Origin of the sequence: Actinoplanes sp. NPDC051513, from assembly GCF_044454685.1 — a bacterium.
GTDB lineage: Bacteria > Actinomycetota > Actinomycetes > Mycobacteriales > Micromonosporaceae > Actinoplanes.
Genome location: NZ_JBITDW010000005.1, coordinates 16,353 through 41,971, shown reverse-complemented (window position 1 = coordinate 41,971; position 25,619 = coordinate 16,353). Strand labels below are relative to the sequence as shown.

Sequence of the window (25,619 nt, the reverse complement as noted above, 5' to 3'; positions counted from 1 at the left end):
GCCCAGTCAGCCACCGGTCACCCGAAAGCGGTATGGGGCGAATCCCCCATCCAGCCGTTGTCCATGGCCGTGACCACCGCGGCCGTCCGGTTGGACGTGCCGGTCTTGCGCATGATCGCCCCGGCGTGCTTCTCCACGGTCTTCGGCGACAGCCCCAGCCGCGACGCGATCTCCCGGTAGGTGAGGCCGTGACGCATCAGCTCGAGCACGCCGGCCTCCCGCGCGGTGAACGGCGCCGGCGCCGCGTACGGGATGTCGGCCCGCAGCACGACCCCCCAGCCGCGAACCCGCTCGACGGTGACCTCGCCGCCCGCGATCCGGGGCGGCTCGCCCGCCCAGCCTGGGCCGTCCGTCTCGTCCCGCACCATCACCCGCACACCGTCGGGACGGTAGACGATCCCCACCCGCGCTCCCGGCGCCACCAGATCCGCCGCCACCCGCGCCACCTCGGGCGCCACCGGGCGCACGGCGCCCGCCTCCGTCACCACGCTCCCCGCGCGGCGCAGCACCGTGGCGAGGGAGGTCCCGAACCGCCCGGTCCGCACGATCGCGGCCGCCGCCGTCTGGGTGAGCGCCTCCAGGTCGTCCACGTCGCGGGCGTCGAAGGCGCCGGCTCGCGGCGCGAAGGTAACGCTGACCGCGATCACCTCGCCCCGCCACCAGATGGGCACCGCCGCCGCCGGCCCCCGCCGCCTCGGATCGGCCCCGTCCAGGTGTCCCGCGCGCAGTTGGCCGTATTCGGGGATGACCACCGGCCGGCGGCTGCCGAACGCGCGCCCGGTGGCGCCCTCGTCCAGCGGGAAGGTGTCCCCGAGCCGGCAGAAGGCGCCGTACTCCGCGGCCTTGGTGTACCGGCCCGCCACCGCGTCGATCAGTGAGACGCTGCCGGCCGCGGCCCCGGTGAGCCGGGCGGTGTGCCTCAGCAGGTGGCGCAGGACAGGTTCCAGCCGCAGGTCGCCGTAGACGTCGGCCACCGCTTCAGCCAGCCGGAGCCCCTCGCCGGCACTCACGCTCCGAACTTATGTGCCGAGCGGCCGGGCCGTCTACCACCGCCGGGACAACGAGCGACTGCCCGATCGCGTACGGTTCGGATCTGCATGCCGTTCCATCTCGCCGCCGGAGATCGTCCATGTCTGCTGCCTCCCCGACGCGCCGCTGGTGGGACCGCGAGTGGGTGGCGGCCGTAGGTGCCGCGGTGCTCGCCATGGGGGCCTTCTGCCTGTCGCTGCGCCTGGGGCACACCTATCCGTTCGGGCCGACCTCGCGGGCCGTCAACGACCTCGGCAACCAGTTCATCCCGTTCCACGCGGAGCTGTGGGACCTCGAGCACGGGGTGATGAACGGCGACCTCTACTTCAGCTGGAGCAGCGGGTACGGGTCGGCGTTCCTGCCCGACGTTTTCTCGTTCCTCGGCAATCCGTTCTCGTGGCTGGTCGGCCTGTTCCCCCGCACGATGCTCGACCTCCCGGTCTTCCTGGTGACATTGCTGAGCCTGGGGCTGGCCGCGGCCGTCATGACCGTCTTCCTCGGACGGCTTCAGGCCGGGTCGCGCTGGCTGCGGATGCTGCTGGGCGTCGGGTACGGGATGTGCGGATGGGTCATCAACGACGCGTTCGCCGATCCGATGTGGCTGTGGGGGCTCGCCGGGCTCCCGCTCATCTGCATCGCGGCCGACTGGTGCCTGCAGGGGCGGCGCTGGGTGCTGGGGACCCTGGTGGTGGCGGTCGTCTGGGTGGGCAACTTCTACACCGCCGCCATGGCCACCCTCGCCGCGGTGCTGATCCTGCTGGTACGGCTGCTGCTCGACGACCGGCCGTGGGGCGCGCGGCTGCGGGTCCTGCCGCGGGCCGCCTCGATGATGCTGGTGGGCGTGCTGCTGGCCGCGCCGGTGCTGACCGTGTCCGGCCTGGCCAGCCGGTACGCCCAGACGCTCGGGCCCGGCGGCGGCTACCGGGACCCTCCGGCCATCGAGCTCGCGGCCCGCTTCCTGCCGGCCGGGCAGTCGGTGGTCGCCGCCCCGAACATCGCGATCGGCCTGCTCGGGCTGCTGCTGGTGGCGGCGTTCCCGTTTCACCGTGCGATATCCGTACGCGAAAGGCTTGTCTGGTCTTGTTTGCTGGCGCTGGTCCTGGCCTCGCTGCTGTGGCGGCCGACGATCCTGCTCTGGCACGGGCTGGCGATGCCGAACGGCAGCCCCTATCGCGCCTCGTTCGTGTTCTGCGGGATGCTCACGATGGTCGCCTGGCTGTCGCTCGCCCGGCGGCCCGGCCCCGGCGCCCTGCTCGCCGGTGGCGCGGTGGTGGTGGCGTTGCTGGTGATCACCCGGAACACGACAGCCGTGCGCCCGTCGGTCTGGCAGACCGTGCTGATCGGGGTGCCGGTGGCGGTCGGCGCTCTGCTGGTGGTGCAGCGTGTGCGGGTCCGGTGGTTGCGTGCCGCCGCGTTCGCGGTGCTGACCGTGGGCGTCTTTCTGACCTCCACCTACTCCTCGTACGTGACCGATCAGGTGCGCGGCGCCCAGGCGTTCTTCGACCCGCACCCGACGATGATGCAGGCGTCGACACGGGCGGCCTTCCAGGCCATCCAGAGGGCGCGCACCTGGCCGGAAGCGCGGGTCGAGACCGGACCGCATCGCTTCGCCAACAACGATCCCGCCCTGCTGCGCGCCGAGGGGTCACGCTATTACGACACGTACGTGTCGGCCGTCGCCGCTGACGCGATGCGCTCGCTCGGCGTCTCGTTCACGTGGAGCGGCCGCCACATCCACAGCCCGACCGACCCGGTGACCCGGGCGCTCATGGGTGTCAGCGCCTTTCTGAACCCCGACCTGCAGCTGGAGCCCGCCGGCCCGGCCGCACCGCTGGTGACGGTCCACCCGGCCGCGCAGCCGCCGACGTCGTCGGTCTTCGCCCGGCAGGAGGCGCTGCTCGGCGCCACGGTCTATCAGGTGCCGGCCCTGCGCTTCGACGACGGGCCGGCGCCCGTGTCCACGGACGGCGGCTGGCAGATCCCGCCCACACCGCAGGGCAGCAAGTGGACCTCGTTCACCGCCGGCTGCACGCCCGGCGCCGAGATCTATTTCTACGCACGGTGGTTCGCTGGCCGCGTCCACACCCAGCAGCAGACGTTCCCGTCCGCCGCGGTCGAGCCGATCACCGGCAACCCGATGACCTATCTCGGCACCGTGCCACCCGACGGCAAGATCCGGATCAGCCTGGCCGTGGGCCGGCCGCAATTACTGCCGTCGCAGGCCCTCGGCTGCCTCGACCGCGGCAAGCTGACGGCCGCGATCGACCGGCTGCGCGCCACCGGCGCGACCCACGTCGAAACCGGCGGCCACACCATCACGGCGACGCTGCCGCCCGGCAGCACCGGTGTCGCGGTCATGGCCATCCCGGCCACCGAAGGGTGGACGTGCGCGGGGCGGGCGCCGATCTCGTACTACGGCTTCATCGGGGTGCCGCTGGACGGCGCCGGCACCCGGGTCCACTGCTCGTTCGAGCCGCCGGGGCTGCGGGCGGGGCTCGCGGGCACGGGGGTCGCGCTGATCATCGTGCTGGCTGTGGCCGTCGTGGGGCGCGTCCGTGCCCGGCGCGTGACGGGGCCGCACGCACCGCGGCTAGGCTGCGGCTTCAGCGCGTAGGGCAACGGTAGAACGGGGGCGGCGATGAGTGCCGAAGATCGGATCGAGCGGGTCAATACGGTCTATGACCAGGCGGTGTTCGGCGGTGATGCCGGCGGGCTGGCCGACGCCGAGCGGGGCTTGGACGCGGTGGAGGCCGATCTGGCGCTGGCCCGTGGGCGGATCCTGCACGCGCGGTTCCTGACCGGGCGCGCCGGCGGCGGCCCGGCACCGGTCGAAGACCCGGCCGAATTGCCGTGGTTCGAGCGCGCGGCCACGGTGTACCGGGCGTTGGGCGACGTGCGCGGCGAGGCCGAGGCCTCGTTCTGGATCGGCTGCCTGCATCAGGTCATCCGCCGGGACAACGCGATCGCGGTTCCGGAACTGGAACGGTCCTGCCGGCTGGCGGAGCAGGTCGGCGACAAGACGACCCAGGCCGAGGCGCTGCGGCACCTGGGCATCGCGGCCCACATGGCCGGCCGGCTGGATGAGGCGCGCGAACGGCTGGAGGAGTCGTCGCGGCTGCGCCGGCAGATCGGGGCCTTGCCGGGCGTGGCCGCCAACATGGTCGGGCTGGCCTACATCGCCGCTGCTCAGGACCGCCGCGCGGACGCGGAGGCGACCCTCGGCGAGGCCCTTGCCATCGCGCAGTCGCACCGGGCCGACGCCATCGTGCGGCAGATCGAGCAGGCGCGAACGGAGATCCACGCCCCTGGTGTCAGCGGTTCGTGACGCTGAAGTGCATGTAGTCCTTCAGGCTTCGCCACTGCCCGCCCCAGAAGTAGCCGTTCGCCGTGAAGGCCCGTGCCGCCCCCTCCGCGTGCACCATGCCGATCAGGTAGCGGCGGCGGTTCAGGTAGTACGCGCCGCCGGCCGGTGAGACCGAGCCGTTGCGAATCATGGGGTTCTGCAGCGGGTTGATGTCGACCGCGGTGCCGAAGGCGTGCTCCGACCAGACGTCCGTGCCGCCGACCGGGCGGCAGTGGTAGCCGGCGGTCACGATGCCCATGTTCGTCCCGCCGGGCATGTTCACCGACATCGGCGCCATCGCCATGATGCGGAAGCGCCAGCGGAACAGCGTGAAGAAGATCTGCTGGACGCGCAGGGCCACATCGCGGTGCACGATGATGCTGCCGTCGTGGTAGGCGCCCTGCAGGTCGATGTAGGAGACCCAGACCTTGCGCAGCATGGCCGGCGGGACCGGGCATTTCGAGGCCGGGTTCCAGCCGACCATCTCGGGGGTGACCAGCTCGATCCGCGACTGCCAGGCCGGCAGCGGCGAGAGCGGCGGCGTCAGGCGCAGGGTCTCGTCGACGTGCACGGGATAGGGCGGGACGATCTGGTTCCAGCGGCCGATGTCGGAGGCCCGCAGGCCGAAGTCCCGGGCGATGCTCGCCATGGTCTCCCCGGGCGCGACGACGTGCCAGACGGCCCTGGCCAGCGCCGGTCGTCCCGGCAGGAGCGCTACCGGGACGACCAGGGCGGCGAGCAGGAACGCGAGAAATCTACGCACGGTTACCGACCGTACGAACGGGTTTGTCCCCTACGCAGCCGAAACGCGAAATTGATACGGGGATTTCAGGACAAGGCTACCGGTACGGGGGTGAGCGTGACCTCAACCGCGGTGCCGGGCGCCAGCGACGGCACCAGAGCGCTGGGCACCTGAGCGACGACGAGAGTCTCACCCACCGCGACCGTGACGCGGCTGGTCGGCCCGAGGAAGCTGCACGTCAGCACCCGTCCCGCCCCGTCCTCGGCGGGCGCTACCGACACGGCCTCCGGTCGCACCAGCGCGGTGGCCGATCCCGCCGGCGCCGGCGAGACCAGGGGCAGCGAGGTCCCGAGCACCGAGATGGTGTCCCCGGAGACCGTCCCGGGCAGCCGGTTGCTGAGCCCCACGAAGTCGGCCACGAACGCCGAGGCCGGCTTCTGGTAGACGTCCGCCGGCGAGGCGAGCTGCTCCAGCTTCCCGGCCCGCATCACGCCGACCCGGTCGGCGACCGCGAGGGCCTCCTCCTGGTCGTGGGTGACGAACAGCGTCGTGGTGCCCACCGACGTCTGGATCCGCTTGATCTCGTCCCGCAGTTGCACCCGCACCTTGGCGTCGAGCGCCGACAGCGGCTCGTCGAGCAGCAGCACCGCCGGCTCGATGGCCAGGGCCCGGGCCAGCGCGACCCGCTGCTGCTGGCCACCCGACATCTGATGTGGGTACCGCGTCCGGAACCCGCCCAGCCCGACGAGCTCCAGCATCTCGGCGGCACGGCCCGGGGTCCGCTTGCGCCCGCGCAGCCTGAGGCCGAACTCGACGTTCTGCACCGCCGTGAGATGGGGGAACAGGCTGTAGGCCTGGAACACCATGCCCATGTCGCGCCTGTTCGCGGGCAGCCCGGTCACATCCTTGCCGCCCACGAGGACCTGCCCCGCGTCGGCGTCCTCGAGCCCGGCCAGGACCCGCAGCGCCGTCGTCTTGCCGCAGCCCGAGGGACCGAGCAGGCAGATCAGCTCGCCCGCCCCGATCGACAGGTCGAGGTTGTCGAGCGCGTGCACCGACCCGAACCTCGACAGCCCCAACCACAAGGACCACGTCGCGTACGGGTCCGACAAGGGTTGCCCGGCCGGCCACCCGGTCCGCATCCCCGCGCTGACCTTCGACATCCAGTACGGCGTGAAGGGCACCGCGGCGGGCTACTACCTCTCCTCGGACCTGGTCGGCAAGAGCGCCTCCTCCATGCACGGCGACGCGTTCGTCAGCTGGGACGTCACCACCATGAACAAGCGGACCAAGAACTGCGTCCTGCAGCGCCGCACCTGCGACAACAACGGCTACCTCAAGTAGCGAGCGAATCGGGACCGGAGGGCAGCGGCCGGGCCGCGCCGTACGTGGTGCCGGCCCGGTCGCGCTCGAGCCAGCCCGTCTCGACCAGCATGCGGCGGACGCCGGCCACGTCGTCGGTCACCGCGGAGAGGCGGCGGTTGATCTCGTCCTCGTCGTGCAGGCCGTCGAGGGCCAGGAAGCGGGCGAACAGCTCGCCGATCTGCTGGTAGCGGTCGCTGAGAGTGGGCGGGAGCGCGGTCAGCCGGCCGTGGGCGAAGAAGCCCCGCAGGTTCGGATACTCCGCCAGCAGCGGGGTGACCGGCTGCATGCGGTCGACGGCGTGGACGGCCTGGCGGACGGCGTCGAGGTCGGCGCGGTAGACGCCGTTGCCGGTGCCGGTGGCGAGGCCCGCGCCGGTCAGGCGGGCGCACGCCTCGCCGGCCTGCTGCACCGGCACGTCGAGGGCGTAGGCCAGCTCGGCCAGGGTGGCGCCCTCTTTGCCGCGTCTCACCAGCTCGGCGAAGGCCGCCAGGCGCGGCGGGGCGGACAGCTGGGCCAGGATCTCGGCGGCGCGGGCGGCGTCGGCGGACGGCGAAGCGGACATGCCGCCACCCTAGGCAGGGCGGCGGCATGTCGGGAATCGATTTTCTATGCCTGGTCGGCGACGAACGCGGACACCCAGGACAGGGCCGCGTTCCAGTTGATGGCCTCCTCGTTCGTCGACCACGACTGGATGTCGTCGATGTAGCAGAACTGGGCCACGCAGCCGGTGAGCTTGCTCTGGGCGTACGGGTCCTGGATGGACGAGTTGGCGCCGCCCGACAGCGTGCCGGCCGGCGGGTTCGGCAGGGCGGGATCGAGCTGGTGGGCGTACCAGCGGCTGTGCTCGTTCTGGGAGCTCACCTCGCCGTAGCCGGTGACGTACGACTGGTTCAGGGCGTTGCGGCCGAGCACATAGTCGATGCCGGTCAGCACGGCGTCGCGGTACTTCGGGGCGTGGGTCAGCGTGTGCGCGCCGGCCAGCACCACCATGTTGTTGAGGACGATGCTGTTCGAGCCCCAGTCCCACATGTTGTTCGCGGGCGCGTACGGCACGCCGTACGCGTGTGCCTTCTGAACGGCCAGGTACTTCTCGGCCCCCGCGACCACCGATTGCCGCACGGCCGCCAGGCCGGGCAGCTTGTTCGGAAGCAACGCCAGGTCCAGGCGTCCGGCCGCCGCCGTCGACGCCCAGTCGAAGGCGCTGGCGCCGAAGACGTCCGCGGTGTGCTCGGGCGACGCAAGGATGTCGCCGGCGAACGCCTTCTCCCCCGTAGTCAGGTACAGCTCGGCGGCCGCCCAGTAGAACTCGTCGGTGACCTTGTCGTCGTTGTAGGCGCCGCCGCCGGTGCCGTCGGTGCCCGGCGCGTACAGCGCCGGGTTGGCCTTGGCCGCGGCGTAGGCGGTGCGGGCGGCCTTGAGCGCGCGCGCCGCGAAGGCCTTGTCGTACGTGCAGTAGATGCGGGCCGCCTGGGCGGCGACGGCGGCCAGGTTCAGGGTCGCGGCCGTCGAGACCGGGTGCAGCTCGCGCGGCTGCGGGTCCTGGTCGGGCAGCAGCGGCAACCCGGTCCAGTTCTGATCATGGATCTTGTGGTGGGCCATGCCGGCGTACGGCTTGCCGGCCGGCACCTGCATGCTGAGCAGGAAGTCCAGTTCCCAGCGGGCCTCGTCGAGGATGTCCGGCACGCGGTTGCCGCTCTCCGGGATATTCAAGCCCACGTTGCGTACGGCGTGGGAGCGCTCGTATTCGTTGAGCATTTCCCAGGTGGTGATTCCGCCGTTGACGACGTACTTGCCGTGGTCGCCGGCGTCGTACCAGCCGCCGCGGACGTCGAGGGTGTAGTCGCAGACGCCGGCCTGGCAGGGAACGTTGCCGTCGCCCTGGTTGGGGGCCACGTCGATGTGCCCGGCCGCGCGGGCGTACCCGGGTCGCAGGGCGCCGTCGATCGCGATGCCGCTGCGCTGGGTGTAGTAGAACTTCAGCGCGTCGGCCCGCAGCGTCCGGTACGCGCCCGCGCCGATGTCGAACGGCCGGCTGGTCTCGCCGTCCGCGGTGATCGTGAATCCGGTTCCGGCTCGGGTGTAGCGGCCGAAGTCGATCGTCTGCACGTTCTGCCCGGACGACACGTCGACGCCGCGCGGAAGGGAAGATCCACGCGCGACGACCTTGCCCCCGGCGTCGTTCAGCTGCCACGGCAGCGCGGTGGTCGCGTCCGTGACGACGGTCGCGGTCTTGGGGCCGTCCGGCAGGTACGCCACCTGGTTGACCCGCACGCGGGGGCCGGTGTCGGGCACGTACACCTCGGGCGGCACGCCGCCGGCGAGCGACACGTTGTCGACGCAGAAGTGCCAGGGGTCGGCGCTGCCGCCGACCTGGAAGGCGACCTGGCCCTGCGCGGTGCCGGCGCCCGCGGTGAACGTGTACGAGTAATGCGTCAGGTCGCCGAGCACGGGCGACTGCTCGAAGTACGTGTCGTAGGGGCTGACGGCGAGCCCGACGATGGCGCGGACCACGTGGCCCGCGGTGCCGGACGCGTCGAAGCTGAAGCGGTAGGACTCGCCGGCGACCAGGGGCAGGTCGTTCTGCCCGATCGCGACGTCCCAGCGGTTGGTCGTGCCGCCGGGGACGTCCACGCAGGCCTGACCGTCGGTGAGGGTCATCGGCATGCCCGCGGTGGACCAGAAGGGATCGGTGGTGCCGTCGAAGCCGCCGTTCCTGACCTGCTCGACCTCGTCGGCGCGGGCCGGTGCGGCCGCGGCGACGGTGAGCAGGGAGGCGACGGCGAGGACGGATACTATTCGGGAGCGCTCCCATAGAGGCATGCAGACATATTGATGGCGGCCTCACACAGTGTCAACGCATCGGAAACAGCGCGTTCACGGCCGGGGCTCGGGGGAACCCCGGCCGTGAACGCGCCTCCATAGGGGGATCGGCTCAGGGGATCAGTTCGTGAAGACCACCGGGCCGCCCTCGACCGCGGTGTCCACCACCGGCGCGTACGTGGCGGTGAAGAACCCGGAGCCCGGGCAGGTCACCGGCCCGGACGTCTTGGTGAACTCCTGGTTCGTGAAGGTGATCGAGTTGTCGGTGTTGGACGTGACGCCGCTGATCGAGCCGTTGGTGGCCTGGAAGACGCAGGTCACCGAGCCCAGGATCGTGCCGAGCGACAGCGTCGTCTGGATCGGCGCGGTGTCGGTGCCGCTGACCGTGACCGCCCCGGTGGCGCTGTCCACCGTGGTGCCGAACGGCAGGTTGTTCACGGTCACGCTGTTCACCCGGGTGACGCCGAAGATGTTGGCGGTGCACGAGGCGAACGTGTGCCCGGTCGTCGACTCGGTGGCCACGCCGGGCGCGGCCGGGTTGTCGGTGACCGTGGCGGTGAAGGCCGACTCGGCGCACTTGATGCCGGTCGTGCCGCCGGAGGCGGTGGTGAAGTCGGCCGTGGTTCCGGCCGCCACCGCGGCGTTGAGCACGTCGCCGACGGCCACGTTGCTGCCGGCGGTGCCGGCCGCGCCGGTGGTGAGCACCGCCGCCGGGTCGTCGGCCCGGGCCGGCGAGGCCACCAGGGCCAGTGCCAGGGCCACGACGGCCGCGATCGGGACGGTTCTGGACACACGCATGGGTGTTTCCTCCCTGCCTTTCGAGGACGGGATGCGCCCGGCGGCCGGCCTGCGGGGGGATGCGAGGGCCTCCACCGGAAATTCCGTCAACCATTACTCAGTTAACGCCGTCGATGTATATGCCCGCCGGGACAGGCCAGTCAACCCACCGTCGGGGAAACCTTTCACGCCATGAAATCCCAGGTAGGAACCCCTTGACCTCAGGGATACCGAGCGGTAACTTCTGTGCGCTGCATAGACGCGCGACATATTCTCGACCATTGTTTGTGAGCTACAACGCGATTCTTGCTCATTGTTGTCGACACACAATTGAAGGGTGGAACGGATGACCACACCGGAGAATGACGCCGCCGCCGGCGGTGTCCGCTGGAAGCGTTTCGGCGGCATGCTCGCCCTCACCGGGGCGGTGACCGCCGGGCTGGTCGCCCTCACGGCGAGCGGCGTGCTGGCGGCGAACTTCTCGATCTCCGGCATGCCGTTCACGGTCACCGCGACCAAGCTGCACGGCGAGGGCTTCGAGCAGTTCGCGACGCTCGACAACATGATCCCGAACAGCCCCAACGAGGGGGACACCGGCGGCCAGATGGTGCTGATCGTGTCGGCGATCGACCAGGCCGAGCTCACCAAGCTGTGCCAGAGCGTCTCGCTCGGCGGCATCAACCTGAAGATCACGGCGGGCGACGCCGGCACCAACGTGTCGGCCCGGGCCCTGGTCGTCGACTCCGACCTGATCTCCGGCGACGCCGACTTCCACCGCATCAACGTGGGCCAGGACGCCAGCACCTTCGACAAGGTGCACGACCCGGCGACCGGCAAGGAGATCAAGGGCGGCGAGGGCGTCTTCGGCCAGCAGGCCGACTCCGTCGACATCGTCAACCTGCGGCAGAACAACTACGCCACCACCGCGGCCCGCTTCACCCTGCCGCACCTGCGGATGGCGTTCACCGGCGACGGCTGCTGATGAGCGACCGGTCCGCCTTCTGGCGCTGGCGGCACGCCCGTCCCTTCTGGGGCGGGCTGCTGGTCTTTCTCGGCGGCCTCGAGATCTTCCTGACCGTCAAGGCGCCGCTGCCGGTCGTGATGCACGTCGGCATGCAGGGGTTCATCGGCTACCTGCTGCCGGTCGTGCTCGGGCTGCTGGGGATCCTGCTGATCTTCAACCCCGCGCAGCGCCTCTTCTACTCGCTGCTCGCGGCCGTGCTCGCGCTCGCCTCGTGGATCACATCGAACCTGGGCGGCTTCATCGTCGGCCTGCTGCTGGCGCTGGTCGGCTCGGCGCTGGCGTTCGCCTGGTCACCGGACAAGTACGGCCGTGCTACGGCCGTACCCGACGCGCCGCAGGCTCCCGGGGAGCAACCCACCGTCCCGCCGGAAGAGACCGGTGATCAGACGACCGAAGCGCCGCCCGGCGTCCAGCCGGAGACGTCGCAGAGCCGGCCACGCCACAGGCGAACCTCGTCGGGCCTGCTGTCCGGCGAGTAGATCCGCGTGTTGCGCAGGTGGATGTACTTCGTCGGGACCATCAGCGCGCTCATCTGGCGGTGGGTCACCTCACCGCCGACGTCGCGCACCCGGACCGCGTCGTGGGCGAGGTCGGACTGTTCCTTCATGTGCTCGGCCATGCCGGTGTAGAAGGCGTCCTCGTAGTCGTTCATCTCGCTGACCTCGGCGAACCACTGCCACTGCGGGATCAGGTCGCCGCTGACCAGCAGGCCGTGCACGGTCAGGCTCAGCGGCACCCCCGGATCGACCGGCTTGATCAGACGGTCCATCTGGGCCACGTACGTGCTCAGCACGCTGTCCGGCTCGCTCCAGTCGGAACGGCTTCTGATCGAGTCGAGCATCGGATCGGACACCACACACCCCCGCGTCAGGCTTCCCCGTGCCGACTCTAGGACAGCCGGACGGGGCGCCGGACGCGAACGCCGATTAACGAGGCCGTGGATTCGCCGGTGCCGGGTTTATCGGTGCCGGGGCTTATCGGTGTGGGGCTTATCGGTGCAGGTGGTTGCGCCAGTCGGAGGGCACCGCGCCGGCCGGGCCGGGCGCCGGCTGGTCCGCGGGGTGACTGTCGGCCGGGGCGAGCGCGGGGCCCGCGCCGGCCTGGTCGGTCGAGTAGTCCCAGAACCAGTCCTCGCCGGGCTCGAAGGACTGGATGACCGGGTGGCCGGTGGCCTTCCAGTGCGCGGTGGCGTGCTGGGCCGGTGAGCTGTCGCAGCAGCCGATGTGCCCGCACTGCGCGCAGCGGCGCAGGTGGAACCACCAGCCGCCGCCGTCGAGGCACTCGACGCAGCCGGTGCCGGACGGGGGTACGGAGGGCTGAATCGGTTCGTCGCTCGTCACGACGCTGAAGGTACCCCGTACCGGGCGGCGAGGTCGATCACGCGGATGTCGCCTCCGTCACGCAGTTTCCGGTCGCGCCGCTTCGGTCACGCCGTTGCCGGTCACATCGCTTCGGTCACGCCGTTGCCGGTCACGCCGCTTCGGTCACGCCGTTGCCGGTCACATCGCTTCGGTCACGCCGCTCCGGCCACACCGCTTCGGTCACGTCGGCGAAGGTGCCGCCGAGCGCGGCGACCGCCTGGTCGGCGGCGACCTGGAGGCCGACGCCCCGCTCCCCCGCGCCCAGGTTGATCGTACGGCCCCGGGTGAGCTCGTCGGCGATCACCGGCCACGGCCGTGCCGAGCCGAACGGGGTGATGGTGCCGCGCTCGTACCCGGTCGCCTCTTTGGCGGTGGCCGCGTCGGGCAGCGAGAGCCGGTTGACGCCGAGCAACGCGCGCAGCTTGGGCCAGGAGATCTGGCGGTCGCCGGGGACGAGCACGAACACGTAGTCGTCGGCGGCCCGGCGCACCACGATGGTCTTGACCAGGTCGCGCACCTCGACGCCCTGCGCGGCGGCGGCCTCGGCGACGCTGTTCACCGGCCCGTGGCGCAGGATTTTGTGATCGACGCCCAATGTGACGGCGGCTGTCTCGGCGGGTCCCGGCATAAGATCGACACTAGCCTGGGACGTGAAGACCTTTCCAAGGAGGCGTCATGGCTGACAGGCCCGTGCTGTACCCGGGACCGGACCACCCGATCACCGTCACCCCGACCGACGGGCGCGTCGTGGTCACAGTGGCCGGCAAGGTGGTGGCCGACACCGGGGCGGCGCTGACTCTTCAGGAGTCGACCTATCCGGCGGTGCAGTACGTCCCGCTCGCGGACGTCGACACGACACTGCTCGAGCCGACCACGACCACGAGCTACTGCCCCTACAAGGGGGACGCCAGCTACTACTCGATCCCGGCCGGCGGCGAGAAGTCGGTGGACGCGATCTGGGAGTACCGGCAGCCCCGGGACGCGGTGGCGCAGATCAAGGACCACATCGCGTTCTACCCGAACCGGGTCGACTCGATCGAGATCACTCGTACCTGAGGGCATCGATCGGCCGCAGGCGGGCGGCGCGGGCGGCCGGCAGACCGCCGAAGAACAGCCCGATCCCGACGGAGACGCCGAGGGCGAGTGCCACCGTGGAGGGCACCACCACCGGCGTCACCCCCGCGATCGTGAAGCGGGCGCCGAGCAGCGCGGCCGCCACGCCGAGCCCGCCGCCGAGGAAGCTCAGCAGCGTCGCCTCGATGAGGAACTGCGTGAGGATCGTCCGCGGCGGCAGCCCTTACCCGGTGAGCACCTGGCGGACCGCGACGATCGGGGCGATCGCGACGTCGTTGGCGTCCTGGAAGCCGGTGGCCGAGCTCTTCCCGGCGAGCACCCCGGTCACGGTGAACAGCGCGCCGCCGACGGTGACCTGCTGTCCGACCGGGTCGGCCCCGGGGAACAGGTCCCCGGCGACGGTCTGGCCGATCACCACGACCCGGCGGCCCTGCGTGTTGTCGTCCTCGCTGAACGCCGAGCCACTGCCGACCGGCGTGTTCGAGGCGGTGAAGTAGCTGGGGGTGGTGCCGACGAACGAGCTCACGGAATGCGAGGTGCTCCCGTACGCGATCGTGGTCGAGGTGCTGACCACCGGGGACACCGACTTCACGTCCGGGGCGAGGACCGGGTCGGTGAGCGCGCCGGCGATCTTGAGCGTGAGGCCGCCGCCGCTGGTGGCGCCGCGGCTGCTGCTCATCACGGTCAGCGTGTTGGTGCCCAGCGCCGAGATGCGGTCGGCGACCGCCTTGGCCGAGCCGTTGCCGACGGCAACCAGCAGGATGACGGCGGCCACGCCGATCAGGACGCCGAGCATGGTCAGGCCCGAGCGCAGCTTGTTGACCGCGATGCCGCGCAACGCGAATCGGATGACCTCGAAGAAGCTCACCGTGCCGCCACCACCTTGTCGTCCGACAGATGGTACGACCGGCCTCGCCCAGCCCGGCACGGGCCGGGCGAGACATCCGATGCGGCCGTCAGTCAGCGCGCGAGCTGCCCGCTCGTCAGCCGCGCCGGCACCACCGGCCCGCGCCGCCGGTGCCGCAGCACGGCGCCGGCGTCCCGGGCGACGCCGCGCATGGGGCCGAGGCGGTCCCGTACGGCCAGGCGCGCACGCGCCACGCGATCCGCCGGTGTCGGCGCCGCGCCCGTCATGGTCCGGTAGCCGAACAGGGCGAGCCGGTCGCCGAACACCGCCTCGCACCGCTCGATCTCGGCCGCGCTCAGCCGCTGACGCCAGCTGCACACCCGCGTGGTGGTGACGCTCTGACGCGTACGCGTGTGCCAGCTCTTGTAATCGGGAACCGCGAGCGCCGCGACCTCCTGAGGGCGCGCCATGGCCGCGTCGTAGTCCTCGCCGAGGAAGCGGCACAGCGCCCGCAGGTGCGCCTCCGGCTCCTCGACCAGGTCCTCGTAGCGCACCAGGTGGTAGGTGTCGGGCCCGTAGCGCCGCGCCGCCCGCAGCGACGCGTCGGCCGCCCGCGCCCACGAGTCGACCAGGCAGCCGAAGTCCGCCGGGGCCCACGGCGCCTCCTTGAGCGACGCCACGCAGTCGCGGCCGTCGCGCATGATGTTGACGATCTGGGCGTCGGGGAACATGCGCAGCAGCTCGGGCAGGTGCCGCAGGTAGGCGGGCCGCTTGTCGCCCCAGCGCGGCTTGCCGAAGCGCTCGGCGTACAGGCGGAAGACGGTGCCGATCGCGGAGCCGAGCGTGGGCGGGGCGCCGATCACGGCGTCGATCATGTGCTGCTCGTCCAGCCCGAGGTCGGCGAACTGCGGGGTGGTGGCGAACCATCGGGCCAGGTCGCGGCGGTTGGCCGGGTCGCGCAGGTCGCCGAGCTCGTGGCGGCGCTGGTAGGCCGGCAGGACGAAGCGGTTCTCCGGCGGCAGCGCGATCCGGGGGTGCGCGTGCAGCATGAGCTGCAACATCGTCGTCCCCGAGCGGGGACACCCGACCACGAAAATAGGACGATCTGTGAGCATGACGCACACCTTAAAGGATAAATCTGGACATATGTGTTTCAACCCCGCCCCTCGCCCGCCTCCAAGAGCTTCGGCACGAAGGCTGACCCGGACTCCGTCCGAAGTAGGCGGGGACGCGTCTTGGTGCGTCAGCCAGGGCTGGGGCGTTTGGCCGATCCACGGGACGCGCCCTACCTTGTCCGGATGAGTCTTCTGGAGGACGTGGCGAAACGTGACGGCTGGCGCTGCTGGGTGTGCGACGAGCCGGTCGACGCCGGCATGTCGGTGAACGATCCGCGTGGCCCGAGCGTGGACAGCCGTACCGCCGACAAGAAGGCCAAGGTCGCCGAGCGGCTCGCGCACCGGGCGTGCAACACCCGCAAGGGCGCGGTGAAGGTGATCATCGCCTGGCCCGACCGCCTGCACGTGGTCGAGCCGGCACCGCTGATCGCCGTCGCCGACCGGCTCGAACGCAAGGGTGGCCGCGAGCTCGTCGCTCGGTGCCCGAGCCGGAAAGACGCCCAGGAGGCGGCCGACTGGCTGGTCGACCGGTTCTCCCGGCTGGCGCCCGGCCTGCCGGTGACCGCGAGCGTCGACGCGGGCGGCGGCCAGTTCCTCGTCGCCCTGGCCGCCGGCCGCCGCCGCTGACTCCGCAAGCGCCTGTGCGGTGAGTCCAGGGATCGCCTGCCGGGCCCTCCCTGGGCGCGCATCTGGTCGGCCAGCCGTTCGAGTTCGGCCGCTTCCGTCGCGGTGAAGTGTTGCTGAGCCCGCTGTGTGTGGCCGTCGGGCTTCGCAGGAACCGCCGGATGACGGGCACGAGCACTCCGTCCGGCAGAGTCCGCACGGCGGCGAAACCGCGCGCCGCGTCTGCCGAGGGCCTCGCTCGCACACTTGCACCCTCATGGCCGCGCATACAGACGCACTCGCCGACCGGCCACTTCAAGGGCCTGTGTCGGATTTATCCCTTAATTACGAACTTGTAACGCCCGTGCGCAAGTCGCTGAGGAGCGACGGGTCGACCTCGTACGGCGTGTAGAACGAGATCCGGTCGATCAGGCCGTCGAACCGCTCCCGCAGGCCGCGCGCCACATCGCCGGTGACCGCAAACGTGTCCAGCACGTCGTCGGTGATCAGGCCGGCCATCTCCGCCCAGGCCTGCCTCCGGGACAGACCGTTGAGCTCGTCGGCGAGCGAGCCCCAGCCGTGCAGCTCGAGCACCGGCCGGTACGCGGGTGTCGACCCGTAGAACGCGATCTGCGCCTTGACCGCCTGCTCGGCCTTCGACCGCGCCTTCTCGTCCGCACCGGCCACCACGAACGCCGACAGCCCGACACTGAAACCGTCGAGCTCCCCCCGGGCGTCACGCAGGATCGGCAGGGTGCGCTCGCGCAGGTAGGCCGGGCTGGTCAGCGGGTGCACGAGCAGCCCGTCCGCCTCCTTGCCGGCGACCGCGGTCATTCGCTCCCCCACCGCCGCGAGCAGGATCGGCGGGTTGCCGTGCGGATTGGGTCCCGGGTTGAAGAAGTCGGTCATCAGCGTGTGCCGGTAGAACTCGCCGCGGAACGCGAGCCGCTCCCCCGTGCGCCAGCTCTCCCAGATCGCCCGCACCGCCGCCACGAACTCGGCCATCCGCGCGGCCGGCCGCCCCCACGGCATCGCGAACCGCCGCTCGATGTGGGCCTGCACCTGCGACCCGAGCCCGAGCTGGAACCGCCCCTCGGAGATCAGCTGGAGGTCGTTGGCCAGCACTGCCGTGCTCATCGGGTTGCGCGCGAACGCCACCGCGATCCCCGACTGCAGCGTGATCGTCCGGGTGGCGCGGGCGGCGAGGGTGAGCGCGGTGAACACGTCGTGCTTGCTCTCGGCGGCGCCGAACCCGTCGTACCCGTCCCGTTCGGCGCGGGCCGCCGCCGCTTCCACCTGCAGTGGCGAGGCCTCGACGCCCGCCGCGAAGTCAACCAACATCAGAAAATCCTGTGTTCGTAGAGTTGTCGTCCAGCAGGGACAATACGGTTTCCCCTGCTCAGAGGGCGAGCCGGACGACGCCGTACTCGACCATTGGCGAGTATTTGGCGACGTCTGGTGTCCCCATGGGGAAACGGGCTCGGCTAGCTTCGGCGTGTGGCGTCCAATCCCGAGCACCGTGGCGAGGCGGTGCGGATCACCTGGATCCTCGGCGGTAGGCGAGGTGGGCCGAAGCAGTCGTGCACGTTCACCGGGCCACCCGACGCCCGGTTGCGGCTCGCGCTCGCTGCCAAGGACCTCGTGGAGGCTCGGGACCACAACATCTCCCGCGAGCAGTGCTACACGGCGATCCTCGGCGCGCCGAACCGGGAGGCTGTGGATGTTGCGCCTACCTTCGCCGCCTGGGCCCGCGAATGGATCGCGAGGCTTCGGGAACAGGGCAGCCCTCAGCCCGGCACGATCAACCAGTACGAGCGGGTGCTCCGCACGCGGGTCACGCCGTTTCTCGGCCAGCGGCAGTTGCCCGATATTGACCGGGATGGCGTCAAGGAATGGGTGGCGTGGTTGAACAACACCCGATTCGTTGCGCGACGAGGGGGCGGCGGCAAGGGCGAGGCGAAGAAGCTCGGGGACAACAGCGTGCGCTCCTACTTCACGGTCGGCGCGCAATGTCTTGGCGCTGCCGTGGGCACGTGGATCGCCGCCAATCCCGCTGCCATCCCCGCTGGTCAGCGGAAGAACCACCTCGGTGTGCCCGCGAAGCAGAAGTTCGACGCCGTGTTCATGACCGCAGACGAGACAGCCATGATCCTCTCCCGATGCGATCCGGACCTCGCCGATGTTGTCGGCGTGGCCGTTCGCACGGGAATGCGGCGCGGTGAACTCATCGCGCTGCGCGCGCGCGACGTGTTGTTCGATCGTGGCGGCGGCGCGACGATCATGGTTCGCCTGGGCCGTCAGAACGACGGAAGCATCGGCGAGCCGAAGTCGGAGACCAGTAAGCGCAACATCACGGTGAAAGCGGTGGCAGCGGAGATTCTGCGGCGGAGGGTCGCCTGCCGGCGTCCATCGGAGCCGGTGTTCTCGTTGCCCGGCGGGCGCCGGTGGAGCGTTGAGGTTCTGTACGACCGCTGGGTGAAGGCGGTCGCCGCGGCCCGACGCTGCCCGGAACATCCGCCGATGCCACCACCGCCGCCCAGGCGTGGTGCCACCCGCCAATTGCGCCCGGACGAGATCTCGGTGTGCGGCTGTGCTGGCGTGTTGCTTCGTCGTCCTCGTTTCCACGATTGCCGACACACCCATGCTTCGGTGCTGATTGCGCAGGGATGGCCGGTCAAGAAGATCCAGAAGCGTCTTGGCCATGCCACTTTTCAGATCACGATGGATGTGTACGGGCACCTGCTGGATCTCGGAGACGATGCGGAACTGGACAGCATGGAGGCGTTCTTCGAGATCTCCGATCGCCCGACAGCTCGGGTCAGTCGCCGCCCTGTAACGCATCGCGTATCAGTTCACCGGCGCGTTCACGCGCGAACCGTTCCTGCTCAGCGATAAGCGTACGGATGATGCGGGCTTTCTGCCGCTCGGTGAGGTCTTCACGGCGCATGATCTCGATGATGATGTCGTCTGCTGCTGCGGTCGAGGTGAGGTGACCGGCCCCGGCTGCGAGCATGCTGTCGGGCGTTGACGACGGATCAACCAACGCGTCAGCGGGTTGCTCTCCGCCGAGTACGCCGGACACGCTGCCCGGCGCCCATTGCAGGATCCGCTCGATCCCGGCGTACGACGTTTCGGCGGTGCGTCGGCTGGCGTCCTCGAGTCCGATCCAGGTGCCGCGGGCGATACCTGCCTGTTCCGCGGCGGCGCGGACGCTGAGGCCGAGTTGCAGTCGCCTGCTTCGCACTTGGTCGGCGAGGCGTTGGCGGGCGTCGGTGCTGTCCGGTGCTGCGTCGGCCGAGGTCACGGTGCCATGTTGGCAGACTTCGAGCACGCCGCCAACTGCTACCGCTGTACAAGATGACCCGATTTGGTATCTGGCTGTATAGGCAGGTCGCCTTGGCAAAGCCCGCGTTGTTCAACTTGGTTTAACTTGGTACCGTCGATGGTATGGCTACTACCTGTTCAGCCGACCCGGCCGGCGTCGAGATCAACGGCACCAGGGTTCGTCAGCTGCGCAAGCTTCGCGGCGAGTCCATCGCGCAGTTCGCGGAACGATGCGGCATCACCTTCGGATACTTGGGCCACATTGAACGCGGCCGCCGGGACCGCGTCAGCCCGGGCACCTTCGCCCGCATCTGCGACGCCCTCGACATCCCCGTCCACCAGCGGGACAGCATCCTCACGCCGGCCGCCCGGCAGCGGATGAAGGCGGCGGCATGATGCCCGCCGCCTTCACGCCCGCCGAGGTCAGCTCGCTCATTGCCGACCTGATCGCGCGCATGGGGCGCAGCGGGGCGATCGAGGACGGCGCGTACACCCTCGACGAGGTCTCCGGTCGCACCGGGTTCGCGCTCAGCAGCCTGATCAAGGACTGCCGTGCCGGCAGGCTCGAGCACGTTCACTACGGCGACGCGCGCTCCATGACGCCCACCCAGGTCGGGAAGCTGCTGAAGCAGTTCTCCGAAGGCGGCGACCTCGTGCGCCGGCGACTGCAAGGCCTCGGAATTGCTGAGCCGGACGAGATGACACAGGCCCGGCATGCCTCCCAGCGAGCCGCCAGCCGCCCCTCGCGCCGGAGAACGGCGGCATGACTATCGCCGACACGGTCGGCGCTGCCGTCCACCAGGACCACGTGCACCAGGTGGAGGGCGGTGTCGAGGACTGCTCGCTGTGCGGCCCGATGCGCTCCACGTACGTGCTGCCGACGAGCCCGTGCTGCGGTGAGGTGCTGCTCGGCGAGGACTGCGGCTGCCGTCCTTTTCCCGGCAACTCGATCCCGTGGAACCTGCGCGTCCGGGAGGCGGCGTAGATGGCCAGCCCGAAGACCCGAGGCGCGACGATCCCCGATCGGCGAGTCATCGCCGGACCCGGCGATGTGGTCGCGATCGGCGCGGGCCCAGGCGGCATGAACCTGGGCGCCCGGATTCTCAGTCTGCCCTGCAGGATTGTCGGCGCCGACCTTGACGTAGACGCCTGCGACACGGGCCGGGCGGCCGGGTTCGAACGGGTCCAGTGCGACATGCGGGAACTCGCGCCCGCCCGGCACCGCAGCGTGCACGGCGCGATCGTCACCTCGCCGTGCCCGTCGTTCTCGAAATCGGGCAAGCGGCTCGGCCTGCAGGACATGCAGGATGTCCTCGACGCGATCACCTGTATCGGCTCGGGATGCACCTGTGACTGGCGGCACGTCCCCCACCGGGTCCGCGACCCGCGGTCCGCGCTCGTCGTCGAGGCCGCGCGCTGGATCCTCACCGCGCCGGACCTTGAATGGTTTGTGCTGGAACAGGTCCCCGATGTCGAGCACATCTGGGAGGACATCGCCGCCGAGGCGTTCTCGGCTGGCTGGGAGACCGTCGACCTGGTGAAACTGTCGGCGACCGATTTCGGGCTGCCGTCGAAGCGCGCGCGGGTTTTCCTCTATGGCCGCCGCTACGACACGACCAGGGTCAGTGTCCACGACGCCGGTTGGAACGGGGCAGGTCTCCCCCGGCACTCGATGGCGTCGGTTCTTGGCCTGCCGATCGGGACACGGATCATTACCCGCGGAGACCGGAAGACGTCCGGCGGGAACGTGTTCTCCGCGGACGGTCCGTCGTGGTGCCTGACCGGGTCGACCCGCTCGTGGAAGCTGGCCGCCCCCAACGGCCCGGTTCGCGAACTCACCGCAGGCGAAGCCGGCCTCTTGAACGGCTTTCCCCCCGACTTCCCGTGGCAGGGCTCCCGCACGAAGCAGTTCTTGCAGGTCGCCGACGTGGTGAACCCGATCATCGGGGCGATCGTGCTCGGGGTGGCCACCAACACGCCGTGGGTAGACCCGGTGCTCGGATACCTAAGGTCGCTGTACGGAGCGGGCCGGCGGGCCGTTGTTCCGGGCGAGCCGGCGGTTGAAGGCCGGGCCACCCAGCTCGATCTATTCGATCTCGCCGGGTGTTCGGCATGACGTCCAGCAGGCAGCACGGATACGCCCGCTACCGGCTCGACGGATGCCGCTGCTACGTGTGCGGTTGGGCTCGGTCGAAGTATGAGGAGAACCGGCAGAAGCGGATCGCCGCCGGTACGTGGCAGCCGTGGAAGGACGCCGGTCCGGTCCGCGCGCACCTCGTCAAGCTGAAGTCCGCGGGAGTCGGTGAACGTCGCATTCACGAGTTGACCGGTGTCTCCCGGACCGCGATCACGGGGTTGCTTCGTGGTCGACGCGGCAACCCGCCGACCGATCGGCTCCGGCCCGCGACCGCTGCGGCGATTCTCGCGCTCGAGCCGGACATGACGGCGATGGCCGAGGGTGCCGTGGTCGATGGCACCGGCACTGCCCGCCGCATTCAGGCGCTGTGCTGCCTGGGCTGGACGTTGACGGCGCATGCGGCTCGGGTCGGCTGGACGGTGCAGAACTACAGCCCGCTGAAGGCCGGTCACCCGGTGACTGCGAGCACAGCTCGCCTGGTTGCCCGCTTGTATGAGCAGCTGTCGATGATCCCGGCCCCGGAGACTCCGGGTGCGGCTCGTGCCCGGCGGATGGCTCGATCGGCGGGCTGGCTGCCGCCGCTCGCTTGGGATGACGACGAATTGGATGCTCCCGCGTGCGACGGGGCTGACGGGCTGGAGGGCCGGGAGGCGTGGGCCGCTCGGTTCCTTGACCTGCAGCGGCACGGTCTACCCCACCGGGAGATCGCCGCGAGGCTGGGCCACACGGAAGGGGGCCTGTACGCGAAGGTCAGCGTGCTTCGCCGCGGCGGGTTGCTGCCTGAGCCCACTCGTGTCGGTGATGCAGCATGACGGGCCTGTGTTTCTACCTGGGCACCCACCAGCCGCATTGGCTCGAGTCGCCGGCTCTGCCCCGTGATGTGCACCTGTTCGTCTCGCACCGCCGTCTCGCCGGCCGTACGCGGCTGCCGAGGGCGCGGGTCAGTTGGGCGCTGGATTCGGGCGGATTCTCGGAGCTGGCCCTCTACGGCGGGTGGCGGACGGGCCCGGGCGAGTATGTGGCGGCGGTGCATCGCTACGACAAGCAGATCGGCTCGCTCGGCTGGGCGGCGCCGCAGGACTGGATGTGCGAGCCGTTCATGCTGGCCAAGACCGGCCTGACGGTCGAGGAACACCAGCGGCGCACGGTCGCGAACTTCCTTGAGTTGCGCGACCGGTGGCAACGACTCGACCCCAGCTGTGAGCTCCGCGCTATGCCCGAGCATTGCGTGTTCATGCCGGTGCTGCAGGGCTGGACGCTGCTGGACTATCTGCGCTGCGCCCGCATGTACGCCGAGGCCGGGATCAACCTGTCGCGCTACCCGTTGGTGGGTGTCGGGTCGGTGTGCCGGCGGCAGGCCACCGGTGAGATCGGCGAGATCTTCGAGGCGCTGTCGTCGCGGGGCATCGCCATGCACGGCTTCGGGGTGAAGAAACACGGGCTGCGGTTGTACGGGCATCTGCTGAGCTCGGCGGATTCGATGGCCTGGTCGTTCGAGGCCCGCCGCGCTGCGCGCTTGGATGACTGCTCTGGACACCGGAACTGCGCGAACTGTCTGCGGTATGCGCTCCGCTGGCGGGAAGAAACGCTGGCCTCCCTCGGTGATCCTGCCGCCCCGCGGCAAGCCGTTCTCCCTCTGTGGGAGGTGGCCGCGTGACCCCGCCGCAGATCATCGCCTTCGTCACGGTGACGTTCCTGCTGTCGTCAGCGCTCGGCACGGGCCTGTTCGTGCTGCTGGCGCTCGGCATCTACGGGCGTGGCGTGGAGGCAGGCCGTCGGCTGACGGAGCTCGCTCACGGCTGGCGCGGTGACCCGGTGTTGCCGGCGCTGCGGCAGCGCTGGCCGCACTGGCACGCGCCGGACTGTAAGCCCGACGACCTGGGCCGCCTTCAGTTCACCGCGTCCTGGCTGGACGAGTGGCTGACCCCGGCCGGCGTGCGTAGGCAGGTGTTCCACACGAACCTAGCTGACTTCATTGCCCGCGACGAGGCGCGAGGCAAGACCGTGCGGGTGGTGACCACGTGATCCGCGAGCTGGTGACGGTCGCCTGCGTGCACGGGTGCGCCCTGTGCGGCATCCCCGAGGGCACCCACGGCGAGCGGCTCGGCCTCGGCCACCTGTCTGACGACGCCCCGAAGACGTTCGTCGCCCCGTCAGACCTGCTGCTTGTCCGCCGGTTCAGGGAGCGCCAGGCGGGCGGCCGGGAGATCGCCGCGTTCCACCCGATCACCGGGCAGCCGATCACCAACCTTTGTGAAGTGTGTGTGCCGCTGCGGCGCGACCACCCTGGCCGTGCCGGAGAAGGCGGAGATGGCCCGGTGTTCCCAGTGCCTGTCGGCCGCGGTCGGGCAGCAGGGCGCCGGAACCGTGGCGGTTGCCGCATGACCACCGAGGCCATCACCCACGAGATCCGCCTTCAGGAGGTTCGCCCCAGCTGGTGGAAGGCGATCTGCTCGTGCGGCAAATACAAGTCGCTCGGCTATGGCTACCCGGGTTACGCGGAGCGGGTCGGCGGGTCGCATGTGCGCGGTGTGGCACGGAGGCGGTTCGCGTGAGTAGCAGAGCGCCGAGCTGGCGCGACGTGGCGATGATCCTCGGCGCGCGCATGGCGTACGCCGCCAGCGCAGCAGGGTCCGGGCGTTGGGGTGGCGGATGCGGCCACGACGAGGCCAGCGCCGATCCCGACAACTGCCCGTTCTGCACGGATCGGGCCGCATATCAGGCCTTCCAGTCGAAACTGCGATCGGAGCAAGCAAAATGACCACCGCCCAGGACGCGATCGCCCGCCTCGACGACGGCCAAGGCCTGCTCGGCGATGACCTGCTGCTCGACGTCTTCGAGGCGCACTGCCAAGGCGAGTGGACCCGGCACGAGCAGCGCCTCGACGCGTACGCCGCCGACCGGTGCGTGATCTGCGGCCGTGAAGGCGAAGGCTTCGAATGCGACTCGTGCACCGCCGGCCACGACTTCCACGTCTCGAGAACGGTGGACCTCTGATGCCGATCGCCGAGACCGCGGAGAAGAACCTGACCCGCCGCGACTTCCATTCCCACTCGGTCGAAGAATCGGACGACGGCCGCTGGTACGTCATCGACCAGCAGCGGCTCATGTCCGTCACCACGGCCATGAAGTCGATCGGCAAGCGGGGCCTGGTCGAGAAGGCCGCGAGCCTGTCCGCCGAGTTCGCCTTCGACGAGCTGCCCACGTTGACCGCCGCCTCCCGCCGGAAGCCGTGCGGGAACACGTGGAGCCGCTGCCGTCATGAGCCCGGCGAGTTCTGCGACCGCTGCCCCTGCAAGGTCTGCCGGGCGTGCGTGGAGCGCTGGGTCGCCGACCATCACAACCGGGAGTGGGCGCGCCGCGCCGACGAGGGTGTCCGCGTGCACGATGTCGCCGAATGGTGGTCGTACCACAGGGAAATCAAAGACCACGACGACGACATCGCCGGATACGTCAAGTCCTTCCAGGCATATGTGGCCGACTACGGCATCACCCCTGACGACATCCTGCTCGCCGAGGCACTACTTGTGCACCGCGACATCGGGGCGGCCGGCCAGACCGACGGCGCCGTCCGTATTCACGCGGAGCGGACGGAGAAGGCTGCGAAGCTGGTCTCCCGGCTGACGCAGGTCCAGTGGAGGCAGGCGCAAAAGCGCAGACTCACCCTGGATGTTCTGTTCGACATCAAGACCCGCGAGGACGAGGAACCGAGGTTCTTTCCGGAGAACTCGCTGCAGCTGACCGGCTACCGGCATTTCCCGGTGATCAGGGTGAAGAACTCGGATCACGAGGTGCCGATGATCCCGGTCGACGCCGGCGTCATCGTCCAACTGCTCCCCCACGACTACGCGGTCCGGCCGGTCGTCTGTGACCAGGCCACCTACGAGCAGGGTTTCCTGCCTGCCCTGAACCTGTACCGCTGGCTCATCGAGGACGGCCCCGCCGCCGTGTCGTCGAGGACTTTCGTGCTTCCGGAGACGGTGGCCGCCCGCGCCCGCAAGGCCGCGAAAGAGCAGGCCGCCTCCTCCCCCGCCACTTCCATCGCTGCGTGAGGAGAC

General features: G+C 70.3%; 31 protein-coding genes and 1 pseudogene. 19 read left to right on the top strand and 13 right to left on the bottom strand.

All coding sequences use genetic code 11. The features are described 5' to 3' along the window. Positions 1 to 17: 17 nt before the first annotated feature. The gene (locus ACIA5D_RS17980) at positions 18 to 1,010 is read right to left on the bottom strand and encodes a GAF domain-containing protein (RefSeq protein WP_396031073.1); all 993 of its coding nucleotides are present in this window, start codon (positions 1,008 to 1,010) and stop codon (positions 18 to 20) included. 119 nt (positions 1,011 to 1,129) lie between these two features. Between ACIA5D_RS17980 and ACIA5D_RS17975 the strand changes: the two genes are divergently transcribed. Then, a complete protein-coding gene (locus tag ACIA5D_RS17975; protein ID WP_396031072.1) occupies positions 1,130 to 3,643 on the top strand; it encodes a YfhO family protein in 2,514 nt (837 codons plus the stop codon). Between the two features lie 24 nt (positions 3,644 to 3,667). Continuing rightward, on the top strand, positions 3,668 to 4,354 hold the full coding sequence (locus tag ACIA5D_RS17970) for a tetratricopeptide repeat protein (protein ID WP_396031071.1): 687 nt from the start codon (positions 3,668 to 3,670) through the stop codon (positions 4,352 to 4,354). Here the strand turns inward: ACIA5D_RS17970 and ACIA5D_RS17965 are convergent. Further along, positions 4,341 to 5,135 (bottom strand): M15 family metallopeptidase, encoded by a 795-nt coding sequence (locus ACIA5D_RS17965; protein WP_396031070.1) that lies wholly within the window; start codon positions 5,133 to 5,135, stop codon positions 4,341 to 4,343. The two genes, ACIA5D_RS17970 and ACIA5D_RS17965, sit on opposite strands and share 14 nt — an antisense overlap. A gap of 65 nt (positions 5,136 to 5,200) precedes the next feature. Continuing rightward, the gene (locus ACIA5D_RS17960; protein ID WP_396031069.1) at positions 5,201 to 6,169 is read right to left on the bottom strand and encodes an ABC transporter ATP-binding protein; all 969 of its coding nucleotides are present in this window, start codon (positions 6,167 to 6,169) and stop codon (positions 5,201 to 5,203) included. Between ACIA5D_RS17960 and ACIA5D_RS17955 the strand changes: the two genes are divergently transcribed. After that, positions 6,153 to 6,458, top strand: a complete 306-nt coding sequence (locus ACIA5D_RS17955; RefSeq protein ID WP_396031068.1) for a DUF1996 domain-containing protein — start codon at positions 6,153 to 6,155, stop codon at positions 6,456 to 6,458. The genes ACIA5D_RS17960 and ACIA5D_RS17955 overlap by 17 nt on opposite strands. Here ACIA5D_RS17955 and ACIA5D_RS17950 read toward each other — a convergent pair. From ACIA5D_RS17950 to ACIA5D_RS17940, 3 genes are all read right to left on the bottom strand, one after another. After that, positions 6,451 to 7,041, bottom strand: coding sequence for a DUF2087 domain-containing protein (locus tag ACIA5D_RS17950; protein ID WP_396031067.1), 591 nt, complete (start codon positions 7,039 to 7,041; stop codon positions 6,451 to 6,453). The two genes, ACIA5D_RS17955 and ACIA5D_RS17950, sit on opposite strands and share 8 nt — an antisense overlap. 44 nt (positions 7,042 to 7,085) lie before the next feature. Next, positions 7,086 to 9,299 carry a glycoside hydrolase family 9 protein gene (locus tag ACIA5D_RS17945; RefSeq protein ID WP_396031066.1) on the bottom strand — a complete coding sequence of 738 codons (2,214 nt, stop codon included), beginning with the start codon at positions 9,297 to 9,299 and terminating at the stop codon, positions 7,086 to 7,088. A gap of 120 nt (positions 9,300 to 9,419) precedes the next feature. Beyond that, positions 9,420 to 10,097: a Tat pathway signal sequence domain protein gene (locus tag ACIA5D_RS17940; protein ID WP_396031065.1), complete on the bottom strand. Its 678-nt coding sequence runs from the start codon at positions 10,095 to 10,097 to the stop codon at positions 9,420 to 9,422. Positions 10,098 to 10,422: 325 nt separating this feature from the next. Between ACIA5D_RS17940 and ACIA5D_RS17935 the strand changes: the two genes are divergently transcribed. Both ACIA5D_RS17935 and ACIA5D_RS17930 read left to right on the top strand, forming a co-directional pair. Next, the gene (locus tag ACIA5D_RS17935) at positions 10,423 to 11,058 is read left to right on the top strand and encodes a DUF6230 family protein (RefSeq protein WP_396031064.1); all 636 of its coding nucleotides are present in this window, start codon (positions 10,423 to 10,425) and stop codon (positions 11,056 to 11,058) included. After that, a complete protein-coding gene (locus ACIA5D_RS17930; protein WP_396031063.1) occupies positions 11,058 to 11,579 on the top strand; it encodes a DUF6114 domain-containing protein in 522 nt (173 codons plus the stop codon). The genes ACIA5D_RS17935 and ACIA5D_RS17930 overlap by 1 nt, the downstream gene beginning before the upstream one ends. Here the strand turns inward: ACIA5D_RS17930 and ACIA5D_RS17925 are convergent. The 3 genes from ACIA5D_RS17925 to ACIA5D_RS17915 form a co-directional block, all read right to left on the bottom strand. Further along, complete coding sequence (locus ACIA5D_RS17925; protein ID WP_396031062.1) at positions 11,483 to 11,953, bottom strand: hypothetical protein; 471 nt, start codon at positions 11,951 to 11,953, stop codon at positions 11,483 to 11,485. The genes ACIA5D_RS17930 and ACIA5D_RS17925 overlap by 97 nt on opposite strands. Before the next feature lie 136 nt (positions 11,954 to 12,089). Then, positions 12,090 to 12,440, bottom strand: coding sequence for a UBP-type zinc finger domain-containing protein (locus ACIA5D_RS17920; RefSeq protein WP_396031061.1), 351 nt, complete (start codon positions 12,438 to 12,440; stop codon positions 12,090 to 12,092). Between the two features lie 130 nt (positions 12,441 to 12,570). Further along, entirely contained in the window at positions 12,571 to 13,089 is a 519-nt protein-coding gene (locus ACIA5D_RS17915; protein WP_396031060.1) for an aminoacyl-tRNA deacylase, read from the bottom strand. A gap of 47 nt (positions 13,090 to 13,136) precedes the next feature. Between ACIA5D_RS17915 and ACIA5D_RS17910 the strand changes: the two genes are divergently transcribed. Beyond that, positions 13,137 to 13,517: a DUF427 domain-containing protein gene (locus ACIA5D_RS17910; protein ID WP_396031059.1), complete on the top strand. Its 381-nt coding sequence runs from the start codon at positions 13,137 to 13,139 to the stop codon at positions 13,515 to 13,517. Here ACIA5D_RS17910 and ACIA5D_RS17905 read toward each other — a convergent pair. Continuing rightward, positions 13,504 to 14,403: pseudogene (locus ACIA5D_RS17905) on the bottom strand (ABC transporter permease). The gene ACIA5D_RS17910 and the pseudogene ACIA5D_RS17905 sit on opposite strands and share 14 nt — an antisense overlap. Before the next feature lie 92 nt (positions 14,404 to 14,495). Then, positions 14,496 to 15,497 carry a sulfotransferase family protein gene (locus ACIA5D_RS17900; RefSeq protein WP_396031058.1) on the bottom strand — a complete coding sequence of 334 codons (1,002 nt, stop codon included), beginning with the start codon at positions 15,495 to 15,497 and terminating at the stop codon, positions 14,496 to 14,498. Between the two features lie 183 nt (positions 15,498 to 15,680). Here ACIA5D_RS17900 and ACIA5D_RS17895 point away from each other — a divergent pair, with 183 nt between their 5' ends. After that, positions 15,681 to 16,124, top strand: coding sequence for a hypothetical protein (locus tag ACIA5D_RS17895; RefSeq protein ID WP_396031057.1), 444 nt, complete (start codon positions 15,681 to 15,683; stop codon positions 16,122 to 16,124). Positions 16,125 to 16,445: 321 nt separating this feature from the next. Here ACIA5D_RS17895 and ACIA5D_RS17890 read toward each other — a convergent pair whose 3' ends face one another. Next, positions 16,446 to 17,441, bottom strand: a complete 996-nt coding sequence (locus ACIA5D_RS17890) for a TIGR03617 family F420-dependent LLM class oxidoreductase (protein ID WP_396031056.1) — start codon at positions 17,439 to 17,441, stop codon at positions 16,446 to 16,448. A gap of 156 nt (positions 17,442 to 17,597) precedes the next feature. Here ACIA5D_RS17890 and ACIA5D_RS17885 point away from each other — a divergent pair, with 156 nt between their 5' ends. Further along, on the top strand, positions 17,598 to 18,995 hold the full coding sequence (locus tag ACIA5D_RS17885) for a tyrosine-type recombinase/integrase (protein ID WP_396031055.1): 1,398 nt from the start codon (positions 17,598 to 17,600) through the stop codon (positions 18,993 to 18,995). Here the strand turns inward: ACIA5D_RS17885 and ACIA5D_RS17880 are convergent. Continuing rightward, positions 18,919 to 19,404 carry a hypothetical protein gene (locus ACIA5D_RS17880; RefSeq protein ID WP_396031054.1) on the bottom strand — a complete coding sequence of 162 codons (486 nt, stop codon included), beginning with the start codon at positions 19,402 to 19,404 and terminating at the stop codon, positions 18,919 to 18,921. The genes ACIA5D_RS17885 and ACIA5D_RS17880 overlap by 77 nt on opposite strands. Positions 19,405 to 19,547: 143 nt before the next feature. On the opposite strand from ACIA5D_RS17880, the gene ACIA5D_RS17875 reads away from it, so the two are divergent. The 11 genes from ACIA5D_RS17875 to ACIA5D_RS17825 are packed head-to-tail and all read left to right on the top strand — an operon-like array spanning position 19,548 to position 25,613. Continuing rightward, positions 19,548 to 19,820 (top strand): helix-turn-helix domain-containing protein, encoded by a 273-nt coding sequence (locus ACIA5D_RS17875; RefSeq protein ID WP_396031053.1) that lies wholly within the window; start codon positions 19,548 to 19,550, stop codon positions 19,818 to 19,820. Further along, positions 19,817 to 20,191, top strand: a complete 375-nt coding sequence (locus tag ACIA5D_RS17870) for a hypothetical protein (protein ID WP_396031052.1) — start codon at positions 19,817 to 19,819, stop codon at positions 20,189 to 20,191. Before ACIA5D_RS17875 ends, ACIA5D_RS17870 begins: the two co-directional genes overlap by 4 nt. After that, positions 20,188 to 20,409 carry a hypothetical protein gene (locus ACIA5D_RS17865; RefSeq protein WP_396031051.1) on the top strand — a complete coding sequence of 74 codons (222 nt, stop codon included), beginning with the start codon at positions 20,188 to 20,190 and terminating at the stop codon, positions 20,407 to 20,409. Before ACIA5D_RS17870 ends, ACIA5D_RS17865 begins: the two co-directional genes overlap by 4 nt. Then, positions 20,410 to 21,540: a hypothetical protein gene (locus tag ACIA5D_RS17860; protein WP_396031050.1), complete on the top strand. Its 1,131-nt coding sequence runs from the start codon at positions 20,410 to 20,412 to the stop codon at positions 21,538 to 21,540. Further along, positions 21,537 to 22,373 carry a hypothetical protein gene (locus ACIA5D_RS17855; protein WP_396031049.1) on the top strand — a complete coding sequence of 279 codons (837 nt, stop codon included), beginning with the start codon at positions 21,537 to 21,539 and terminating at the stop codon, positions 22,371 to 22,373. Before ACIA5D_RS17860 ends, ACIA5D_RS17855 begins: the two co-directional genes overlap by 4 nt. Beyond that, the gene (locus ACIA5D_RS17850) at positions 22,370 to 23,218 is read left to right on the top strand and encodes a hypothetical protein (protein WP_396031048.1); all 849 of its coding nucleotides are present in this window, start codon (positions 22,370 to 22,372) and stop codon (positions 23,216 to 23,218) included. The genes ACIA5D_RS17855 and ACIA5D_RS17850 overlap by 4 nt, the downstream gene beginning before the upstream one ends. Further along, on the top strand, positions 23,215 to 23,586 hold the full coding sequence (locus ACIA5D_RS17845; protein ID WP_396031047.1) for a hypothetical protein: 372 nt from the start codon (positions 23,215 to 23,217) through the stop codon (positions 23,584 to 23,586). The genes ACIA5D_RS17850 and ACIA5D_RS17845 overlap by 4 nt, the downstream gene beginning before the upstream one ends. Further along, entirely contained in the window at positions 23,583 to 24,116 is a 534-nt protein-coding gene (locus ACIA5D_RS17840; RefSeq protein WP_396031046.1) for a hypothetical protein, read from the top strand. Before ACIA5D_RS17845 ends, ACIA5D_RS17840 begins: the two co-directional genes overlap by 4 nt. A 26-nt stretch (positions 24,117 to 24,142) precedes the next feature. Then, complete coding sequence (locus ACIA5D_RS17835; protein WP_396031045.1) at positions 24,143 to 24,322, top strand: hypothetical protein; 180 nt, start codon at positions 24,143 to 24,145, stop codon at positions 24,320 to 24,322. Continuing rightward, entirely contained in the window at positions 24,319 to 24,558 is a 240-nt protein-coding gene (locus tag ACIA5D_RS17830; RefSeq protein WP_396031044.1) for a hypothetical protein, read from the top strand. Before ACIA5D_RS17835 ends, ACIA5D_RS17830 begins: the two co-directional genes overlap by 4 nt. Continuing rightward, positions 24,558 to 25,613 (top strand): hypothetical protein, encoded by a 1,056-nt coding sequence (locus ACIA5D_RS17825; protein ID WP_396031043.1) that lies wholly within the window; start codon positions 24,558 to 24,560, stop codon positions 25,611 to 25,613. Before ACIA5D_RS17830 ends, ACIA5D_RS17825 begins: the two co-directional genes overlap by 1 nt. The last annotated feature ends 6 nt before the right edge of the window (positions 25,614 to 25,619 follow it).

Coding starts and splice junctions, on each gene's coding strand:
- ACIA5D_RS17975 (WP_396031072.1), top strand. CDS start 1,130: ATGTCTGCTGCCTCCCCGACGCGCCGCTGGTGGGACCGCGAGTGGGTG.
- ACIA5D_RS17970 (WP_396031071.1), top strand. CDS start 3,668: ATGAGTGCCGAAGATCGGATCGAGCGGGTCAATACGGTCTATGACCAG.
- ACIA5D_RS17950 (WP_396031067.1), bottom strand. CDS start 7,041: ATGTCCGCTTCGCCGTCCGCCGACGCCGCCCGCGCCGCCGAGATCCTG.
- ACIA5D_RS17945 (WP_396031066.1), bottom strand. CDS start 9,299: ATGCCTCTATGGGAGCGCTCCCGAATAGTATCCGTCCTCGCCGTCGCC.
- ACIA5D_RS17940 (WP_396031065.1), bottom strand. CDS start 10,097: ATGCGTGTGTCCAGAACCGTCCCGATCGCGGCCGTCGTGGCCCTGGCA.
- ACIA5D_RS17935 (WP_396031064.1), top strand. CDS start 10,423: ATGACCACACCGGAGAATGACGCCGCCGCCGGCGGTGTCCGCTGGAAG.
- ACIA5D_RS17930 (WP_396031063.1), top strand. CDS start 11,058: ATGAGCGACCGGTCCGCCTTCTGGCGCTGGCGGCACGCCCGTCCCTTC.
- ACIA5D_RS17915 (WP_396031060.1), bottom strand. CDS start 13,089: ATGCCGGGACCCGCCGAGACAGCCGCCGTCACATTGGGCGTCGATCAC.
- ACIA5D_RS17910 (WP_396031059.1), top strand. CDS start 13,137: ATGGCTGACAGGCCCGTGCTGTACCCGGGACCGGACCACCCGATCACC.
- ACIA5D_RS17900 (WP_396031058.1), bottom strand. CDS start 15,497: ATGCTCACAGATCGTCCTATTTTCGTGGTCGGGTGTCCCCGCTCGGGG.
- ACIA5D_RS17895 (WP_396031057.1), top strand. CDS start 15,681: ATGAGTCTTCTGGAGGACGTGGCGAAACGTGACGGCTGGCGCTGCTGG.
- ACIA5D_RS17890 (WP_396031056.1), bottom strand. CDS start 17,441: ATGTTGGTTGACTTCGCGGCGGGCGTCGAGGCCTCGCCACTGCAGGTG.
- ACIA5D_RS17875 (WP_396031053.1), top strand. CDS start 19,548: ATGGCTACTACCTGTTCAGCCGACCCGGCCGGCGTCGAGATCAACGGC.
- ACIA5D_RS17870 (WP_396031052.1), top strand. CDS start 19,817: ATGATGCCCGCCGCCTTCACGCCCGCCGAGGTCAGCTCGCTCATTGCC.
- ACIA5D_RS17865 (WP_396031051.1), top strand. CDS start 20,188: ATGACTATCGCCGACACGGTCGGCGCTGCCGTCCACCAGGACCACGTG.
- ACIA5D_RS17860 (WP_396031050.1), top strand. CDS start 20,410: ATGGCCAGCCCGAAGACCCGAGGCGCGACGATCCCCGATCGGCGAGTC.
- ACIA5D_RS17855 (WP_396031049.1), top strand. CDS start 21,537: ATGACGTCCAGCAGGCAGCACGGATACGCCCGCTACCGGCTCGACGGA.
- ACIA5D_RS17850 (WP_396031048.1), top strand. CDS start 22,370: ATGACGGGCCTGTGTTTCTACCTGGGCACCCACCAGCCGCATTGGCTC.
- ACIA5D_RS17830 (WP_396031044.1), top strand. CDS start 24,319: ATGACCACCGCCCAGGACGCGATCGCCCGCCTCGACGACGGCCAAGGC.
- ACIA5D_RS17825 (WP_396031043.1), top strand. CDS start 24,558: ATGCCGATCGCCGAGACCGCGGAGAAGAACCTGACCCGCCGCGACTTC.